The sequence below is a fragment of the Cupriavidus sp. CPT47-8839-RL05A genome, assembly GCF_058792255.1.
In genome coordinates this window covers 1-15,942 of sequence record NZ_JBYTEG010000033.1, presented here as the reverse complement: position 1 = coordinate 15,942, position 15,942 = coordinate 1, and the positions used below count along the sequence as shown (strand labels likewise).

Here is a 15,942-nt window from a genome sequence, read left to right as displayed (position 1 = left end):
GACTAGGCCGCGGTCCAGTCGACCGGCGTGCGGCCGTTCGCTTCCAGCCAGCGGTTGGCCTCGCGGAAGTGCCCGCAGCCCAGGAAGCCCCGGTGCGCCGACAGCGGCGACGGATGCGGCGCTTCCAGCACGCAGTGGCCGGCGCCCAGCAACGGCTTCTTGGCCTGCGCGTGGCTGCCCCACAGCATGAACACAAGACTCGGGCGGCTGGCGGCGAGGTTCTGGATCAGGCAATCGGTGACGGCTTCCCAGCCTCGCCGCGCATGGCTGGCGGCCTGGCCCTGTTCCACCGTCAGCACGGTGTTGAGCAGCAGCACGCCCTGGCGCGCCCAGCCTTCCAGGTTGCCGGAGGTGCGCGGCGCGCCGTTGCCGTTGGCGCCGAACTCGGCGGCGATTTCCTTGAAGATGTTGCGCAGGCTGGGTGGCACCTTGATGCCTTCCGGCACCGAGAACGCCAGCCCGTGCGCCTGCGGCAGCTCAACGCCGCCGACCGTGCCGGTGCCGTGGTAGGGGTCCTGGCCCAGGATCACCACCTTGACCGCGTCGGGCGGGGTCAGGTGCAGCGCGTGGAAGACATGGTGCGGGAATACCGGCTTGCCGGCGGCACGTTCGCCGTCGACAAAGGCGGCCAGGTCCTGCCACGCCGGCACGCGGATGCACGGATCCATCAAGGTGCGCCAGGCGGCGGGCAGGGCGTCGGCCTGGGCCTGCAGGCTGGCGGCAGGGGACGGTTCGCCGGGGGCGCGGGGGGCTTCGGCGGCGAAGAGATCGGCTTGCATGCGTGAGGAAAGCTCGGCGGGAAAACCGCGATTATGAGGCCTTGCCTTCGGCGATTCCCGCCAGGCGGTAGCCGCGGGCGGCCTTGCTGAGGTCCGAGGGTGCCAGCGCGGCAACGGTGGCCAGCCGCGCGGCAAAGGCGCGCAGGGCATCGGCCGCGTGCGCGGCGTCGCCATCGAGCCATTCCAGTTCGAGTTCCTGGATGGGTTCCTGCGCGGCGCTGGCCGGCGCGGTGATGGTGCCGGTGTCGAGCGCGGCCTCGATGCGGGCGCCGTGCTGCGTGACCAGCCAGGTGCGGCGGACGAAGTCGGTGCGGAACACCGGTGCCAGCCGGCCGATCAGTGGCGCGAGCACGGTTTGCGCTTCCGCGGGAAAGGTTTGCAGCTCGATGGCCTCGCCGGCGATCTCTGTCTCCCATTCATGGCGCGTGGCCAGGCCGCCCTGGCTGCTGCCTGCGGTCTTCAGCGTCTGCAGCCATTGCGCGCCCTTGCGGCGCAGCCGCAGCGCGGCGCGCGCCTGTGCCAGGTCGCATTCCGGGGTATCGAGGTAGACGTTGAGCAGCGTGGCTTCGCCCTGCGGGGCGCCGTTGGCGTCGAGCCAGGCGGCCAGCGGGGCCAGGGCGTCGTCGGGGATGGCCAGCTTGAGTTCGATTTCCTGGGCCATGGCTCAGGCAAACAGCCGTGCCAGCTCCACGCCCGGATCCGGCGCCCGCATGAACGCCTCACCCACCAGGAACGCATGCACGTTGGCATCGCGCATGCGCTTTACGTCCGCCTGGCCGAGGATGCCGGACTCGGTCACCACCAGCTTGTCGGCCGGCATATGCGGCAGGAGGTCGAGCGTGTTGTCCAGCGACACCTCGAAGGTGCGCAGGTTGCGGTTGTTCACGCCGAGCAGCGGAGTCTTCAGGCGCAGCGCCGCGTCGAGCTCGTCGTCGCCGTGCACTTCCACCAGCACATCCATGCCGAGCTCAAGCGCACAGGCTTCCAGTTCGGCCATCAGGCCCGGGTCCAGCGCGGCGACGATCAGCAGGATGCAGTCGGCGCCCCAGGTGCGCGCTTCATAGACCTGGTACAGGTCGACCATGAAGTCCTTGCGCAGGGCCGGCAGCGGACAGGCGCTACGGGCGCGCTTCAGGTAGTCGGCGTGTCCCTGGAAGAAGTTCACGTCGGTCAGCACCGACAGGCAGGCGGCGCCATGGCTGGCGTAGCTTTCGGCAATGGCCTCGGGCACGAAGTGCTCGCGCAGCACGCCCTTGGACGGCGATGCCTTCTTGACCTCGGCGATCACGCCGGCCTGGCCGGCGGCGATCTTCTCGCGCAGCGCGCGCTCAAAGCCGCGCGGTGCCAGGCCCGGCTCAGTGCGCAGGCTTTCGGCCTCGGCGCGCAGGCTGGGCAGGTCGCGCTTCTTGCGCGCGGCGGCGACTTCGTCGGCCTTTACGGCCAGGATCTTTTGCAGGATGTCGGACATATTCGCGTCTCTTACTTGAACTGCTGGGTGGCGCGCACGAACTGGTCGAGCTTCTCGTGCGCCGCGCCGCTGGCAATCGCCTCGCGCGCGCGGCGGATGCCGTCTTCGACGGAGTCGGCCACGTTGGCGGCGTACAGCGCGGTGCCGGCGTTCAGCGAGACGATCTCGCGCGGCGTGCCCGGTACGTTGGTCAGCGCTTCAAGCAGCATTTCCTTCGACTCCGTCGCATCGGCCACCTTCAGGCCGCGGTTGGAGATCATCTGCAGGCCGAAGTCCTCGGGGTGGATCTCATATTCGCGCACCTCGCCGTCCTTCAGTTCGCCCACCAGCGTGGCGGCGCCCAGCGAGACCTCGTCCATGCCGTCCTTGCCGTACACCACGATGGCGTGCTTGGCGCCCAGGCGCTGCATCACGCGCACCTGGATGCCGACCAGGTCGGGGTGGAACACGCCCATCAGGATGTTGGGCGCATCGGCCGGGTTGGTCAGCGGGCCCAGGATATTGAAGATGGTGCGCACGCCCATCTCCTTGCGGATCGGCGCGACGTTCTTCATCGCCGGGTGGTGCGTGGGCGCGAACATGAAGCCGATGCCGGTCTCTTCGATGCACTGGCCGACCTGCTCGGGCGTCAGCATGATGTTCACGCCCAGCGCTTCCAGCACGTCCGCGCTGCCCGACTTGGAACTGACGCCGCGGTTGCCATGCTTGGCGATCCTGGCGCCGGCGGCGGCGGCGACGAACATCGATGCGGTCGAGATATTGAAGGTGTGCGAGCCGTCGCCGCCGGTGCCGACGATATCGACGAAGTTCTCGCGATCGGCCACCGGCACCTTGTTGGCGAACTCGCGCATCACCTGCGCGGCGGCGGAGATCTCGCCGATGGTTTCCTTCTTGACGCGCAGGCCGGTCAGGATCGCGGCGGCCATCACCGGCGAGATCTGCCCCTGCATGATCTGCCGCATCAGGTGCAGCATCTCGTCATGGAAGATTTCGCGGTGCTCGATGCAGCGCGTCAGGGCTTCTTGCGGCGTGATCATGGCGTTCTCGTTGACAGTCTGGATGGCGTGGTGCGGGCTGGAAGGTGCGGAATCGAGCAGTCTCATCGCGGCGCCTTGACGAAGTTGGCCAGCAGCGCATGGCCATGCTCGGACAGGATCGACTCGGGATGGAACTGCACGCCTTCAACGGCGAGCGTCTTGTGGCGCACGCCCATGATCTCGCCGTCCGGGGTCCAGGCGGTGATCTCCAGGCAATCGGGCAGGGTTTCGCGCTCGATCGCCAGTGAATGATAGCGCGTCACGTCGAAGTGCCTGGGCAGTCCGGCGAACACGCCTTGCTGGGTGGTCTCGATGGTGCTGACCTTGCCGTGCATCACCTGCTTGGCGCGGATCACCTTGCCGCCAAAGGCCTCGCCGATGGCCTGGTGGCCCAGGCACACGCCCAGCAGCGGGATCTTGCCGGCAAAGTGCTGCAGCGCCGCCACCGAGATGCCGGCTTCCTTCGGGCTGCACGGCCCGGGCGAGACGCAGATGTGGTCGGGCTTGAGCGCCTCGATCTCCTCGATGGTGATCTCGTCGTTGCGGTAGGTGCGCACGTCTTCGCCCAGTTCGCCGAAATACTGGACCAGGTTATAGGTGAACGAATCGTAGTTGTCGATCATCAGCAGCATGGCGTCTGTCTCCTGTTCTCTCAGATGTCGGAGTCCAGGCCATCCTGGACCTGCTCGGCGGCGCGGATCACGGCGCGCGCCTTGGCTTCGGTTTCCCTCCATTCGGCTTCGGGGTCCGAGTCGGCAACGATGCCGGCGGCGGCCTGCACGTAGAGGTTGCCGTCCTTGACGATGCCGGTGCGGATCGCGATCGCCAGGTCCATCTCGCCGCCGAACGACAGGTAGCCCACCGCGCCGCCATAGATGCCACGCTTGCGCGGTTCCAGCTCGTCGATGATCTCCATCGCATGGACCTTGGGCGCGCCCGACAGCGTGCCGGCCGGGAAGGTCGCGCGCAGCACGTCCAGGTTGCTGATGCCCTCGCGCAGCGTGCCTTCGACCGAGCTGACGATGTGCTGCACGTGCGAGTACTTCTCGATCACCATCTTGTCGGTGACCTTGACCGAGCCAGTCTCGGCGATGCGGCCGATATCGTTGCGCGCCAGGTCGATCAGCATCACGTGCTCGGCGATCTCCTTCGGATCCTGCAGCAGCTCGGTGGCCAGCTGGGCGTCCTTCTCCGGCGTATTGCCGCGCGGGCGCGTGCCGGCCAACGGGCGGATGGTGACGATGTGTTCGCTGCGCATGTCGCCGTTGGTGCCGACCTTGCGCTCTTCCTGGCGCACCAGGATCTCCGGCGAGGCGCCCACCACCTGGAAGTCGCCGAAGTTGTAGAAGTACATGTACGGCGACGGGTTCAGCGAACGCAGCGCGCGGTACAGCGACAGCGGCGCGTCGCGGTAAGGCTTGACCAGGCGCTGGCCGATCTGCACCTGCATCATGTCGCCGGCCATGATGTATTCCTTGGCCTTGTGCACCGCGGCCAGGTAGTCGGCCTTGGCGAATTCGCGGTAGACCTCGGTCTGCACCGACGGGCTGGTGACCGGCACGTCCACCGGCTGGCGCAGCTTCATGCGCAGCTCGCGCAGGCGCTGGCGCGCGCGCGAATAGGCTTCCGGCGTGGTCGGGTCGGCGTAGACGATCAGGTAGAGCTTGCCCGACAGGTTGTCGATGACGGCCAGTTCCTCGCACAGCAGCAGCTGGATGTCCGGCAGGTTCAGGTCATCGGGCTTGTGCGTGTCGGCGAGCTTCTTCTCGATATAGCGCACCGCGTCATAGCCGAAGTAGCCGGCCAGGCCGCCGCAGAAGCGCGGCAGTCCGGGGCGCAGCGCCACCTTGAAGCGCTGTTCGAACTCGGCGATGAAGTCGAGCGGGTTGCCTTCGTGGGTTTCCACCACCTTGCCGTCGGTCACCACCTCGGTGCGGTTGCCGAAGGCGCGCAGCAGGGTGCGGGCATGCAGGCCGATAAACGAAAAGCGCCCGAAGCGCTCGCCGCCCACCACCGATTCCAGCAGGAAGGTGTTGACGCCGCGCGTCTGTGACTGGGCCAGCTTCAGGTACAGCGACAGCGGCGTTTCCAGGTCGGCAAAGGCCTCGGCGATCAGCGGGATGCGGTTGTAGCCCTGGTCGGCCAGCGATTTGAATTCCAGTTCGGTCATGTCGGTCCTCTTGTGCGGCGCGCGCTGCGCGGTGGAGGGGCGCGGCGCCGCTTATCGGCAATCAGGCTGGAGCGAATGGATACCCGCCCCGTTGGCGGGCCGTGGTGCAAGCGGCTTGCGGACAAGACTGCACACGGCCGGGGAAGGGCGTGCGGCGCGTTCTTGAGCTAAACGTAGCACACGAATATGGCGGCTACGCTGGCTTGCGGCGGGTTTTGGTGGGAATGCCCGGCAGCTAGGCCGGTGTGGCGAGGCCCTCGGGTCGAGGGCTCGTCAGCAGACTCGCGAACGCACTTTACGCCTGTTGGGAGGCGCGCCAGCGACGCCAGGGCCAAGCCTGCCGATCACTGCCAGAAGAGATGCGTTTGCGGTTGAGAAACATGAAATGTTTGGGATTTGGTCGGGATCGACGAAATTCGGACTATCGATGACCTGCCCAGTGTGCTGCAAACAGCGCTGCGGCGTGGGCAATGGAGTCGACTATACCATCGGCGTCAACGCCTTGTACAGGGTTGCCATGGTTGTAGCCATAGGGCACCAGCAGCACGCCCATGCCGGCCGCGCGGGCCGCCTGCGCGTCGTTTTCCGAGTCGCCGAGCGCCGCCATTGCCGACGGCTCCAGACCGAAGGCGTCGGCCACTTTCAGCAGCGGGAAGGGGTCGGGCTTGCGCAGCGGGAAGGCGTCGCCACCGTAGACCAGCTCGAAGTACTGGGCGAGGCCGGTCTTGGCCAGCAGCGGCTCGGTGAAGCTGTAGGGCTTGTTGGTCACGCAGGCCAGGCGCAGCCCGGCCGCCTTCATCGCCGCCAGGCCTTCGCGCACGCCGGGGTAGACCTGCGAGAACTGGCCGTTGATGCGGATGTACTCGCGGTCGTACAGCGCATAGGCGTCGGCGAACAGGCTGTTGGCGTGCAGTGGCGAGAAGCGCGCGTCCAGCACGCGCCGGATCAGGTTTTCCGAGCCCTTGCCGACATAGCTGACGATCTCCGCCTCCGACATCGGCGCTGCCGGCCCCAGGTTGGGGTGCTGGCGGCCCAGCGCCAGCAGCATGGCGTTGATCGAGGCGTGGAAGTCGCCCGCGGTGTCGACCATGGTGCCGTCGAGGTCGACGATCACGCCTTCGATGCCGCGCCAGTCGTTGCGGCGCAGGAACACGCCCTCGGTCATTGCCCGGCCTTGGCCAGTTCGCCGCGCAGCGCCGAGATGATGCCGCGGTAGCCGCCGTCCGCATCCGGCTTGCCGAACACGGCCGAGCCCGCCACGAAGGTGTCGGCGCCGGCCGCCGCGATCTCGGCGATGTTGTCGACCTTCACGCCGCCGTCCACTTCCAGCAGGATGGTGCGGCCGGTGCGGGCGGTGTACTCATCGATGCGCTGGCGCACGGCGCGCAGCTTGTTGAGCGTCTCGGGGATGAACGACTGGCCGCCGAAGCCCGGGTTGACCGACATCAGCAGGATCACGTCCAGGCGGTCCATCACGTGGTCCAGGTGGTGCAGCGGCGTGGCCGGGTTGAACACCAGGCCGGCCTGGCAGCCGTGGTCGCGGATCAGCGCGAGCGAGCGGTCCACGTGCTCGCTGGCTTCCGGGTGGAAGGTGATGATATTGGCGCCCGCCTTGGCAAAGTCCGGGATGATCCGGTCCACCGGGCGCACCATCAGGTGCACGTCGATCGGCGCGGTCACGTGCGGGCGGATCGCCTCGCACACCAGCGGGCCCACGGTCAGGTTGGGCACGTAATGGTTGTCCATCACGTCGAAGTGGATCCAGTCGGCGCCGGCCTCGGTCACGCGGCGCACTTCCTCGCCCAGGCGGGCAAAGTCGGCGGACAGGATGGACGGGGCGATGCGGTAGGTGGGCGTGCTCATGTCGGCGGCTAGGATGTGGGGTGCTGGGGAATGCTGTTTGCGTCTCCGGCGCGCCCAGGGGCGGGCGCCAGAGGGGATCAGGCGTGGGCGTCCGGCACGGCCCGGCCCTGAAAGGGCTATATTCTACCGCTGCCCCGGCGCGCGGTGATCTTGCCGGTGCTCTTGCCCGTGCCGCGGCCATCCCGCACAATGCGGCTACCCACTTCCCTGCCTGGCGCCTCAAGCCGGCCCTGCCCACGATGAGCGAGTACGCTTTCTCCGTCTCGGTACGCACCCAGTACCTGCCGGACCAGTCAGAACCTGAGCGCGGGCGCCATGCCTTCGCCTACACCATCACCATCCACAATACCGGCGAGGTGGCGGCGCAGCTGATCTCGCGCCACTGGGTCATCACCGACAGCGACAACGGCACGCAGGAAGTGGCGGGCCTGGGCGTGGTCGGCCACCAGCCGCTGCTCAAGCCGGGCGAGCATTTCGAATACACCAGCTGGGCCACCATCTCGACCCCGGTGGGCTCGATGAAGGGCGAATACTTCTGCGTGGCCGAGGACGGCCACCGCTTCGAGGTGCCGATCCCTGAATTCGCGCTGGTGCTGCCGCGCATGCTGCACTGACCCTGCCGGGAACCTATTGGCGCGATGCGCTGTCCTGATCCTGCGGCGGCGCTTCAGCGGCGCCCTGCGCCGGCTGGCGCGACGGATGCCCGGACGGGGCGCGCGTGGGACGCGGGTTCTTTTTCGCCGTGCCCATGGTCCAGACCACGATAAAGATCAGCAGGAACAGCGCCACGCCGGCTTCCAGGGCGAACAGCAGCATGGGATGGGCTTCGAAGAACTTGCTCATGGCGGATGCGGCGCAGGCCCACGGGGGCGCAGGCGGTGGTTGAAGGATGACGGTGGGATTGTAGGGGCAATCGGCCCCGCAAGCTGCGCCGGCCCGGACTTTGAACAATAGCAAGATGGCATACGCAGACTCTTTCCCGATTTCCCGGATTTCCCCGGTTTCCCCCTGGCGCTCGCTGCGCATGCGCGGCTGGCTGGCGCTGTCCGGCGCGGCCGTGCTGCTGGCCGGCTGCATGAGCGGCCCGCCGCCGCGCATCGAGACCGGCCCGGCCGGCACCACGCCGCCGACGGCCTCGTCGCAGAAGGGCAGTCTGCAGGCCGCCAGCTGGACCGAAATCGGCGGCTGGGCCCAGGACGACGTGCGCGCCGCCTGGCCCGCGCTGCAGGCCAGTTGCCAGGCGCTGAAGAAGCGCGCCGAGTGGAGCCGCGCCTGTGCCGCCGGCATGATGGTCGATGCCGGCAACCTCAACGCCATGCGCGCCTATTTCGAAAGCAACTTCCAGCCGTACCGCGTGGTCAACGGCGATGGCACTGACTACGGCCTGATCACCGGCTACTACGAACCGATCCTGCACGGCTCGCGCACGCGCCAGGGCAAGTTCCAGGTGCCGCTGTACCGCAAGCCGGCACAGTTCGGCAACCGCCCGCTGCCGGCCCGCGCCGAGCTGCTGCAGAACCCGGCCATGCGCGGCAGCGAGCTGGTCTGGGTGGATGACGCGGTCGAGGCCGCCTTCCTGCAGATCCAGGGCTCGGGCCGCATCCGCATGGCCGATGGCAGCATCATGCGGGTGGGCTTCGGCGGCACCAACGACCAGCCGTTCCGCTCGTTCGGCAAATGGCTGCTGGACCGCGGCGAGATCACGCCGGCACAGGCCACCATGCAGGGCATCAAGGCGTGGGCGCGCGCCAACCCGGGCCGCGTCGACGAGATGCTCAACATCAACCCGCGCTTTGTCTTCTTCCGCGAGCTGCCGGCCAACAACGACGGCCCGGTGGGCGCGCTGGGCGTGCCGCTGACCGCGGAGCGCTCGATCGCGGTCGACCCGGCCACCATCCCGCTGGGGGTGCCGGTATTCCTGTCGACCACGCGCCCGCTGTCGACCGAGCCGATCCAGCGGCTGATGTTCGCGCAGGACACCGGCAGCGCCATCAAGGGCGGGGTGCGCGCGGACTTCTTCTGGGGTGCGGGCGATGCCGCCGGCGAGACCGCGGGCCGCATGAAGCAGGGCGGCCGCATGTGGGTGCTGATGCCGCGCAGCTGACCTCGGCAACGCAAAAAGGGCGCCATCGCGGCGCCCTTTCTTCATGGTGGACGGCCCTCAGCGCGGGCGCTGGTCGACGATCCGCCGCGCCTTGCCCACCGAGCGCTCGACGCCGCCCTCGGGCAGCACCTCGATGCCGGCGGTGACGCCGATATAGGCCTTGATCTCCTGCGCCAGCCGCGCGCGCGCGCCCAGCGCCAGCGCCGGCTCGCTGCCGTGGGCGCATTCCACGCGCACGGTCAGCGTGTCCATGTGGCCGTCCTTGGTCAGCACGCACTGGTAGTGCGGCGCCAGCTCGGCGTGCTTGAGGATCAGTTCCTCGATCTGCGACGGGAACACGTTGACCCCGCGCACGATCATCATGTCGTCGGTGCGGCCGGTGATCTTCTCCATGCGGCGGAATGCCGGGCGCGCCGTGCCGGGCAGCAGCCTGGTCAGGTCGCGGGTGCGGTAGCGCACCACAGGCATCGCCTCCTTGGTCAGCGAGGTGAACACCAGCTCGCCGAACTCCCCGTCGGGCAGCACTGCGCCGGTGTCGGGATCAATGATCTCGGGGTAGAAATGGTCTTCCCAGATGGTCGGCCCGTCCTTGGTCTCGGCGCACTCATTGGCCACGCCCGGGCCCATCACCTCTGACAGGCCATAGATATCGACTGCCGAGATGCCCATGCGCTTCTCGATCGCCAGCCGCATTTCCGGTGTCCACGGCTCCGCGCCGAAGATGCCCACGCGCAGCGAGCTGCCGGCCGGGTCGATGCCCTGGCGCTCGAACTCGTCGGCGATCGCCAGCATATAGCTGGGCGTCACCATGATGACCTCGGGCTTGAAGTCCTGGATCAGCTGCACCTGGCGCTCGGTCTGGCCGCCGCCGAAGGGGATCGCGGTCAGGCCGGCCTTTTCCACGCCGTAGTGGGCGCCCAGGCCGCCGGTAAAGAGCCCGTAGCCGTAGCTGATGTGCACCTTGTCGCCGCGCCGCGCACCCGAGGCGCGGATCGAGCGCGCCATCACCGTGGCCCAGTTGTCGATGTCCTGGAGCGTGTAGCCGACCACGGTGGGCTTGCCGGTGGTGCCGGACGAGGCGTGGATGCGCGCCACGCGGTCCTGCGGTACGGCGAACATGCCGAACGGGTAGTTGTCGCGCAGGTCCTGCTTGCTGGTGAACGGGAAGCGCGCCAGGTCGGCCAGCGAATGCAGCTGGTCGGGGTGGACCCCGGCTTCGTCGAACTTGCGGCGGTACACCGGCGAATTGGCGTAGGCGTGGTTGAGCGACCATCTCAGCCGCTCCAGCTGCAAGGCCTGCAGCTCGGCGCGGCTGGCGGTCTCGATCGCATCCAGGGGCAGATCGGTCAGGCGCGTGCTCATGTCGTCTCCTGCACGGGGGCGTTTATCTTAAGTATCTTGCCGGATTTGCTCAGGTGCCTTCCGTCCCTTCCGCCGGCGGCACCACATGTCCCCTGATCTGCGCCGACTTGCCGCGGAACATCGCCACCACCTGGCCCGCAGCGTTGGTCACGCGGATATCGTAGATGCCGTGCCGGCCGGACAGGACCTGCTCGGTGGCCTCGGCGGTCAGCACGTCGCCGCCGTGCACGGGCTTGAGGAACTCGATGCTGCAACCTGCGGCCACAGTGTTGATGTTATGGCTGTTGCAGGCAAAAGCGAAGGTCGAATCGGCCAGCGTGAACATCAGGCCGCCGTGGCAGATGCTGTGGCCGTTGAGGAATTCCTTGCGCACCGGCATGGTCAGCCGGGCATAGCCGGGCCGCACGGCCTCGACCGTGATGCCCAGCCAGCGGCTGCAGGTGTCGGCATCATACATGGCGGCGGCGGCCGCTTCGGCGAGGGCCTGGGGGTCCTGTTTCAAGCTGGTCTCCTATATAGAGTGGCGGGAAGGCCCGCGCGGCTTACTTGCCGGTGAAGTGCGGTGCGCGCTTTTCGAGGAAGGCGTTGACGCCCTCCGCATAGTCGGCGGACTGGCCGAGTTCGCGCTGCAGGTCACGCTCCAGGTCCAGCTGGGCGTCCAGCGTGGCGGTGGCGCTGGCATGCATGGCGCGCTTGATCGCGGCCAGCGCGCGGGTCGGCTGCCCGGCCAGGTGCGTGGCCAGCGCCAGCGCCTGTTCCGGCAGCAGCGGGTCGTCCATGGTCTCCCAGACCAGGCCCCATTTCTCGGCCTCTTCGGCGCTCAGCCGCTCGCCGGTCATGGCCAGGCCCAGCGCGCGCGCCATGCCGATGCGCTTCGGCAGCAGCCAGGTGCCGCCCGAATCCGGCACCAGTCCGATCTTGACGAAGGCCTGGATAAAGCTGGCCGAGCGCGCCGCCAGCACCATGTCGCAGGCCAGCGCCAGGTTGGCGCCGGCACCGGCCGCGGTGCCGTTGACCGCGGCCACCACCGGCAGCGGCAGGGCCTGCAGCCGGCGGATCAGCGGGTTGAACCAGGTATCGATCAGCTCGCCCAGGTCGGTCATGTGCCCGGGCGTGAAATCCAGGTCGGCCAGGTCCTGGCCGGCGCAGAAGCCGCGGCCCGCCCCGGTCAGCAGCAGGGCGCGCGCGCCGCCGGCCTCGACATGGTCGAGCGCCTGCTGCAGCGCCTGGTGCATCGCGCGGGTGAAGCTGTTGAGCTTGTCGGGGCGGTTCAGGGTGATCACGGCAACCGGGCCCTGCCATTGCAGCAAGACCGGGCCGGCGTCGATGCTGACCGGCTGGCCAGCGGAGGTGGACATCGGGGGCATTGGGTTGTCTCCTGCCGGATATTTTGTCGCGGTCGGCGCGGGCGGCTGTTGTCGACGGCGCCTCTTAAATAAACCGACCAGTCGGTCGGCAAATGTTAGCACTATTTTTGGCTGCCGGTTGGCACGTGGCTTCCGATGCCGGCAGGGTCCGCAATGCCGGGCGCGGGCGTCGCTCTATAATCGCGCTGCCAACAACAATCTGAAACCTGCCGGCCGACATCTCTGTGCGGATCCCGGCATGCTCGCCCATTCGCATTGGAATTCCTATGAAGAAGATCGCTGCATTATTCCTGATTTCGTCCGTGGCGCTGTTTGCGGCATGCGGCAAGAAAGAAGCGGCCCCCGCTGCCGGCGCCGACACGGCCACCAAGATTATTGTCGGCCTGGACGACAACTTCCCGCCCATGGGTTTTCGCGATAACAACAACGAGCTGGTCGGCTTCGATATCGACATGGCCAAGGAGGCCAGCCGCCGTCTCGGCATGACGGTCGAGTTCAAGCCTATCGACTGGAGCGCCAAGGAGGCGGAGCTTAACGGCAAGCGCGTGGATGTGCTGTGGAACGGGCTGACCATCACCGAAGAGCGCAAGAAGAACATCAGCTTCACCGCGCCCTATATGACCAACCACCAGATCGTCATCGTCGGTGCCAGCTCGCCGGTGAAAGCCAAGGCCGACCTGGCCGGCCGCATCGTCGGCGCGCAGGACGGCAGCAGCGCGGTGGATGCGATCAAGAAGGAAAGCCAGGTCGCCGCCAGCCTGAAGGAACTCAAGACCTTCGGCGATAACGTGACGGCGCTGATGGACCTGTCGACCGGCCGCCTCGACGCAATTGTGGTGGATGAAGTGGTGGGCCGCTACCTGATCAGCAAGCGTGCCGGCGAATACAAGGTGCTGGAGGAAAACTTCGGCACGGAAGAATATGGCGTCGGTGTGCGCAAGGATGACGCCGAGCTGCTCGGCAAGCTCGACAAGACCCTGGCCTCGATGAAGCAGGATGGCACGGCAGCCCGCATCGCCACCCAGTGGTTCGGCACTGACATCACCAAGTAATCCAGACGCTGCGTGAGGCCCTGCGCCGTTCAGGCAGGGCGCCGCGCCATGTCCGGACCCAGGGCGCCGTCCCGGCGCCCGGGATCCCACCTCCTTCTGTTTCGCGCGAGCATGGACTACGTCTTATCTCTTCTGGCGCCATTGGCGCAGGGCGCGCAAGTCACGCTCACACTATTCGCCATCACGCTCGCCCTGTCGGTGCCGCTGGGGCTTGCGCTGGCGCTGGCACGCATCTCGTCATGGCCGTGGCTGAGCGGCCTGGTCAATGGCTATATCTGGCTGATGCGCGGCACGCCGCTGATGCTGCAGATGCTGTTTATTTATTTCGCACTGCCGTTCGTGCCGGTCATCGGCGTGCGCCTGCCTGACTTTCCCGCGGCGGTGGTGGCTTTCGCCCTGAACTACGCGGCCTATTTCGCGGAAATCTTCCGCGCCGGGATCAAGTCGGTCGATCGCGGCCAGTATGAGGCCAGCAAGGCGCTGGGCATGACCTATTTCCAGACCATGCGGCGGGTCGTGCTGCCGCAGATGGTCAGCCGGGTGTTGCCGCCGGTCAGCAATGAAACCATTACGCTGATCAAGGACACGTCCCTGATCTACGTGCTGGCCCTCAACGATATTCTTCGCACCGCGCGCGGCATCGTGCAGCGTGATTTCACCACCACGCCTTTCCTGGTCGCTGCGCTCTTCTATCTGGTGATGACGCTGATTCTGACCTGGTTCTTCCAGAATCTCGAAAAACGCTATGCCAAACATGATGACTAGCCCGACCGGCGCCAATTCCCACAATGCGCCCGGCATCATGATCGCGGCGCGGGATCTGTTCAAATCGTTCGGGTCACTGGAGGTCTTGCGCGGTGTCTCCCTGACCTTGCACAAGGGGGATGTCACCGCGGTGATCGGGCCCTCGGGCTCGGGCAAGAGTACCTTGCTGCGCTGCCTGAATCATCTTGAGGTGATTGACCGCGGCACCCTTGAAATCGAAGGCGAGGCGCTGACGGCCGCCGGCCCTGACGGCACAGCCAGATATGTGCCGGACGCGGAAGTGCGGCGCATCTGCCGGAAGATGGGCATGGTGTTCCAGTCGTTCAACCTGTTTCCGCATATGACGGTGCTGCAGAACATCATCGAAGCCCCCATGACCGTCAAGGGACTGGCGCGCGACGCGGTGGTGCCCAAGGCCGAAGAGCTGTTGCGCAAGGTCGGCCTGCTGGCCAAGCGGGACAGCTACCCGGCGCGCCTGTCCGGCGGCCAGAAGCAGCGGGTGGCGATTGCGCGGGCGCTGGCCATGGAGCCCGACATCATGCTGTTCGACGAGCCGACCTCGGCGCTGGACCCGGAACTGACCGGGGAGGTGCTGCGCACCATGCGGCAACTGGCCGAAGAACATATGACCATGCTGGTCGTCACGCATGAGATGGGGTTTGCGCGGGAAGTGGCAAACCACGTCGTGTTCATGGATGAGGGCAGGATTCTTGAGGAAGGGCCGCCTGAGGAAGTGTTCGGGGCACCAGCTCACGCGCGCACCCGCGAATTCCTGGCGCATATGCTCTAGGCGGCGCCGGCGCCGCCACGCCGCAACCGGTGGCAGAATAGCCCGCAGCCGGTGGCGACGGTGCCATCCGCCTGCAAATACATAGGAGAAGACATGCCGTACGAAAACATTCTGGTCGAAACCCGTGGCCGTGTTGGCCTGGTCACGCTGAACCGTCCGAAGGCCCTGAACGCGCTCAATGACGCGCTGATGGACGAGCTTGGCGCCGCGCTGACCGCCTTCGACCAGGATGAGGGCATCGGCGCCATCGTCATTACCGGCAGCGAGCGCGCCTTTGCCGCCGGCGCCGATATCGGCATGATGGCCAAGTATTCCTTCATGGATGTGTACAAGGGCGATTACATCACGCGCAACTGGGAAACCATCCGCAAGATCCGCAAGCCGGTGATTGCCGGCGTGGCCGGCTATGCGCTGGGCGGCGGCTGCGAACTGGCGATGATGTGCGACATCATCATCGCGGCGGATTCGGCCAAGTTCGGCCAGCCCGAGGTGAAGCTGGGCACCATGCCCGGCGCCGGCGGCACCCAGCGCCTGCCGCGCGCGGTGTCCAAGGCCAAGGCCATGGACCTGTGCCTGACCTCGCGCATGATGGACGCCGCCGAAGCCGAGCGCTCGGGCCTGGTATCGCGCGTGGTACCGGCCGACAAGCTGCTGGACGAAGTGCTGGCGGCTGCCGAAACCATCGCCGGGTTCTCGCTGCCGGTGGTCATGATGATCAAGGAGTCGGTCAACGCCGCCTACGAGACCACGCTGGCCGAAGGCGTGCACTTCGAGCGCCGGCTGTTCCATGCCACCTTCGCCAGCGAAGACCAGAAGGAAGGCATGGCGGCTTTCGTCGAGAAGCGCAGCCCGAATTTCCAGCATCGCTGAGGCCGGGATCAGGGAATACCCGAGGGCAGTGCGGGGGTATTATGTTTCTCCCGCACTCGTCTTTCCGGGATTTCCTTTTCCGCTCAACGGCTTACGACATAATGCCCGGAACCCATAGCGGATCGTTGTGACAAAGTTGTTGCAAGGTGCACGAATCCGGCCTACTATTCGCCCCCTCGCAACACACAACGCAGCGCTGCAAAGCAGACGGGGCGCGGGTTGCAGGGTCGACCGGATCGGTTGGCGCAGCGAAGTTGGCGCGCTGGCCGCAGCAAAAAAAGATGCTGAAACGGTTGACGAAACGAGGAAAGCTCT

At 66.9% G+C, this 15,942-nt stretch carries 18 protein-coding genes; 6 read left to right on the top strand and 12 right to left on the bottom strand.

Going from position 1 to position 15,942, the window contains the following annotated elements; genetic code table 11:
• Positions 1-2: 2 nt before the first annotated feature.
• From AC3WVS_RS29425 to rpe, 8 genes are all read right to left on the bottom strand, one after another.
• Positions 3-779, bottom strand: a complete 777-nt coding sequence (locus AC3WVS_RS29425; RefSeq protein WP_492321454.1) for a uracil-DNA glycosylase — start codon at positions 777-779, stop codon at positions 3-5.
• A 31-nt stretch (positions 780-810) separates the two neighbouring features.
• A complete protein-coding gene (locus AC3WVS_RS29420) occupies positions 811-1,440 on the bottom strand; it encodes a CYTH domain-containing protein (protein ID WP_492321453.1) in 630 nt (209 codons plus the stop codon).
• A 3-nt stretch (positions 1,441-1,443) separates the two neighbouring features.
• Positions 1,444-2,247, bottom strand: coding sequence for an indole-3-glycerol phosphate synthase TrpC (gene trpC, locus AC3WVS_RS29415; RefSeq protein ID WP_492321452.1), 804 nt, complete (start codon positions 2,245-2,247; stop codon positions 1,444-1,446).
• 11 nt (positions 2,248-2,258) lie between these two features.
• Positions 2,259-3,284 (bottom strand): anthranilate phosphoribosyltransferase, encoded by a 1,026-nt coding sequence (trpD, locus tag AC3WVS_RS29410; RefSeq protein ID WP_492321489.1) that lies wholly within the window; start codon positions 3,282-3,284, stop codon positions 2,259-2,261.
• Between the two features lie 62 nt (positions 3,285-3,346).
• On the bottom strand, positions 3,347-3,916 hold the full coding sequence (locus AC3WVS_RS29405; protein WP_010809901.1) for an aminodeoxychorismate/anthranilate synthase component II: 570 nt from the start codon (positions 3,914-3,916) through the stop codon (positions 3,347-3,349).
• A 20-nt stretch (positions 3,917-3,936) separates the two neighbouring features.
• Positions 3,937-5,454 carry an anthranilate synthase component I gene (trpE, locus tag AC3WVS_RS29400; RefSeq protein ID WP_010809902.1) on the bottom strand — a complete coding sequence of 506 codons (1,518 nt, stop codon included), beginning with the start codon at positions 5,452-5,454 and terminating at the stop codon, positions 3,937-3,939.
• A gap of 421 nt (positions 5,455-5,875) precedes the next feature.
• Entirely contained in the window at positions 5,876-6,619 is a 744-nt protein-coding gene (gene gph, locus AC3WVS_RS29395) for a phosphoglycolate phosphatase (RefSeq protein WP_492321451.1), read from the bottom strand.
• Entirely contained in the window at positions 6,616-7,317 is a 702-nt protein-coding gene (gene rpe, locus AC3WVS_RS29390) for a ribulose-phosphate 3-epimerase (protein WP_010809904.1), read from the bottom strand. Before rpe ends, gph begins: the two co-directional genes overlap by 4 nt.
• A gap of 239 nt (positions 7,318-7,556) precedes the next feature.
• Here rpe and apaG point away from each other — a divergent pair, with 239 nt between their 5' ends.
• Entirely contained in the window at positions 7,557-7,931 is a 375-nt protein-coding gene (gene apaG, locus AC3WVS_RS29385) for a Co2+/Mg2+ efflux protein ApaG (protein ID WP_010809905.1), read from the top strand.
• A gap of 13 nt (positions 7,932-7,944) precedes the next feature.
• Here the strand turns inward: apaG and AC3WVS_RS29380 are convergent, their stop codons facing one another.
• Positions 7,945-8,160 carry a hypothetical protein gene (locus tag AC3WVS_RS29380; RefSeq protein WP_439671014.1) on the bottom strand — a complete coding sequence of 72 codons (216 nt, stop codon included), beginning with the start codon at positions 8,158-8,160 and terminating at the stop codon, positions 7,945-7,947.
• A 115-nt stretch (positions 8,161-8,275) separates the two neighbouring features.
• Between AC3WVS_RS29380 and mltA the strand changes: the two genes are divergently transcribed.
• Complete coding sequence (gene mltA, locus AC3WVS_RS29375) at positions 8,276-9,421, top strand: murein transglycosylase A (protein WP_492321450.1); 1,146 nt, start codon at positions 8,276-8,278, stop codon at positions 9,419-9,421.
• A gap of 57 nt (positions 9,422-9,478) precedes the next feature.
• On the opposite strand, the gene paaK is transcribed toward mltA, so the two are convergent.
• Genes paaK through paaG form a run of 3 tightly spaced genes read right to left on the bottom strand, consistent with a single transcriptional unit; the run spans position 9,479 to position 12,150 of the window.
• Positions 9,479-10,783, bottom strand: coding sequence for a phenylacetate--CoA ligase PaaK (gene paaK / locus AC3WVS_RS29370; RefSeq protein ID WP_492321449.1), 1,305 nt, complete (start codon positions 10,781-10,783; stop codon positions 9,479-9,481).
• Positions 10,784-10,832: 49 nt separating this feature from the next.
• The gene (paaI, locus tag AC3WVS_RS29365) at positions 10,833-11,285 is read right to left on the bottom strand and encodes a hydroxyphenylacetyl-CoA thioesterase PaaI (protein ID WP_492321448.1); all 453 of its coding nucleotides are present in this window, start codon (positions 11,283-11,285) and stop codon (positions 10,833-10,835) included.
• Positions 11,286-11,325: 40 nt separating this feature from the next.
• Positions 11,326-12,150: a 2-(1,2-epoxy-1,2-dihydrophenyl)acetyl-CoA isomerase PaaG gene (gene paaG / locus AC3WVS_RS29360; protein WP_052181647.1), complete on the bottom strand. Its 825-nt coding sequence runs from the start codon at positions 12,148-12,150 to the stop codon at positions 11,326-11,328.
• A gap of 266 nt (positions 12,151-12,416) precedes the next feature.
• Here paaG and AC3WVS_RS29355 point away from each other — a divergent pair, with 266 nt between their 5' ends.
• The 4 genes from AC3WVS_RS29355 to AC3WVS_RS29340 all read left to right on the top strand — a co-directional run bounded on the left by AC3WVS_RS29355 (position 12,417) and on the right by AC3WVS_RS29340 (position 15,627).
• Positions 12,417-13,202: an amino acid ABC transporter substrate-binding protein gene (locus AC3WVS_RS29355; RefSeq protein ID WP_492321447.1), complete on the top strand. Its 786-nt coding sequence runs from the start codon at positions 12,417-12,419 to the stop codon at positions 13,200-13,202.
• A 111-nt stretch (positions 13,203-13,313) separates the two neighbouring features.
• Entirely contained in the window at positions 13,314-13,967 is a 654-nt protein-coding gene (locus tag AC3WVS_RS29350) for an amino acid ABC transporter permease (RefSeq protein ID WP_010809912.1), read from the top strand.
• A gap of 37 nt (positions 13,968-14,004) precedes the next feature.
• Positions 14,005-14,757 (top strand): amino acid ABC transporter ATP-binding protein, encoded by a 753-nt coding sequence (locus tag AC3WVS_RS29345; protein WP_492321488.1) that lies wholly within the window; start codon positions 14,005-14,007, stop codon positions 14,755-14,757.
• 93 nt (positions 14,758-14,850) lie between these two features.
• The gene (locus AC3WVS_RS29340) at positions 14,851-15,627 is read left to right on the top strand and encodes an enoyl-CoA hydratase (protein ID WP_010809914.1); all 777 of its coding nucleotides are present in this window, start codon (positions 14,851-14,853) and stop codon (positions 15,625-15,627) included.
• Positions 15,628-15,942: the final 315 nt, after the last annotated feature.

Bases quoted from the DNA above. Each gene is read 5' to 3' on its own strand.
- AC3WVS_RS29420 (WP_492321453.1), bottom strand. From the start codon at position 1,440: ATGGCCCAGGAAATCGAACTCAAGCTGGCCATCCCCGACGACGCCCTG.
- paaK (WP_492321449.1), bottom strand. From the start codon at position 10,783: ATGAGCACGCGCCTGACCGATCTGCCCCTGGATGCGATCGAGACCGCC.
- trpC (WP_492321452.1), bottom strand. From the start codon at position 2,247: ATGTCCGACATCCTGCAAAAGATCCTGGCCGTAAAGGCCGACGAAGTC.
- apaG (WP_010809905.1), top strand. From the start codon at position 7,557: ATGAGCGAGTACGCTTTCTCCGTCTCGGTACGCACCCAGTACCTGCCG.
- gph (WP_492321451.1), bottom strand. From the start codon at position 6,619: ATGACCGAGGGCGTGTTCCTGCGCCGCAACGACTGGCGCGGCATCGAA.
- AC3WVS_RS29355 (WP_492321447.1), top strand. From the start codon at position 12,417: ATGAAGAAGATCGCTGCATTATTCCTGATTTCGTCCGTGGCGCTGTTT.
- AC3WVS_RS29345 (WP_492321488.1), top strand. From the start codon at position 14,005: ATGATCGCGGCGCGGGATCTGTTCAAATCGTTCGGGTCACTGGAGGTC.
- AC3WVS_RS29350 (WP_010809912.1), top strand. From the start codon at position 13,314: ATGGACTACGTCTTATCTCTTCTGGCGCCATTGGCGCAGGGCGCGCAA.
- AC3WVS_RS29380 (WP_439671014.1), bottom strand. From the start codon at position 8,160: ATGAGCAAGTTCTTCGAAGCCCATCCCATGCTGCTGTTCGCCCTGGAA.
- AC3WVS_RS29340 (WP_010809914.1), top strand. From the start codon at position 14,851: ATGCCGTACGAAAACATTCTGGTCGAAACCCGTGGCCGTGTTGGCCTG.
- mltA (WP_492321450.1), top strand. From the start codon at position 8,276: ATGGCATACGCAGACTCTTTCCCGATTTCCCGGATTTCCCCGGTTTCC.
- AC3WVS_RS29425 (WP_492321454.1), bottom strand. From the start codon at position 779: ATGCAAGCCGATCTCTTCGCCGCCGAAGCCCCCCGCGCCCCCGGCGAA.
- AC3WVS_RS29405 (WP_010809901.1), bottom strand. From the start codon at position 3,916: ATGCTGCTGATGATCGACAACTACGATTCGTTCACCTATAACCTGGTC.
- trpE (WP_010809902.1), bottom strand. From the start codon at position 5,454: ATGACCGAACTGGAATTCAAATCGCTGGCCGACCAGGGCTACAACCGC.
- trpD (WP_492321489.1), bottom strand. From the start codon at position 3,284: ATGATCACGCCGCAAGAAGCCCTGACGCGCTGCATCGAGCACCGCGAA.
- rpe (WP_010809904.1), bottom strand. From the start codon at position 7,317: ATGAGCACGCCCACCTACCGCATCGCCCCGTCCATCCTGTCCGCCGAC.
- paaG (WP_052181647.1), bottom strand. From the start codon at position 12,150: ATGCCCCCGATGTCCACCTCCGCTGGCCAGCCGGTCAGCATCGACGCC.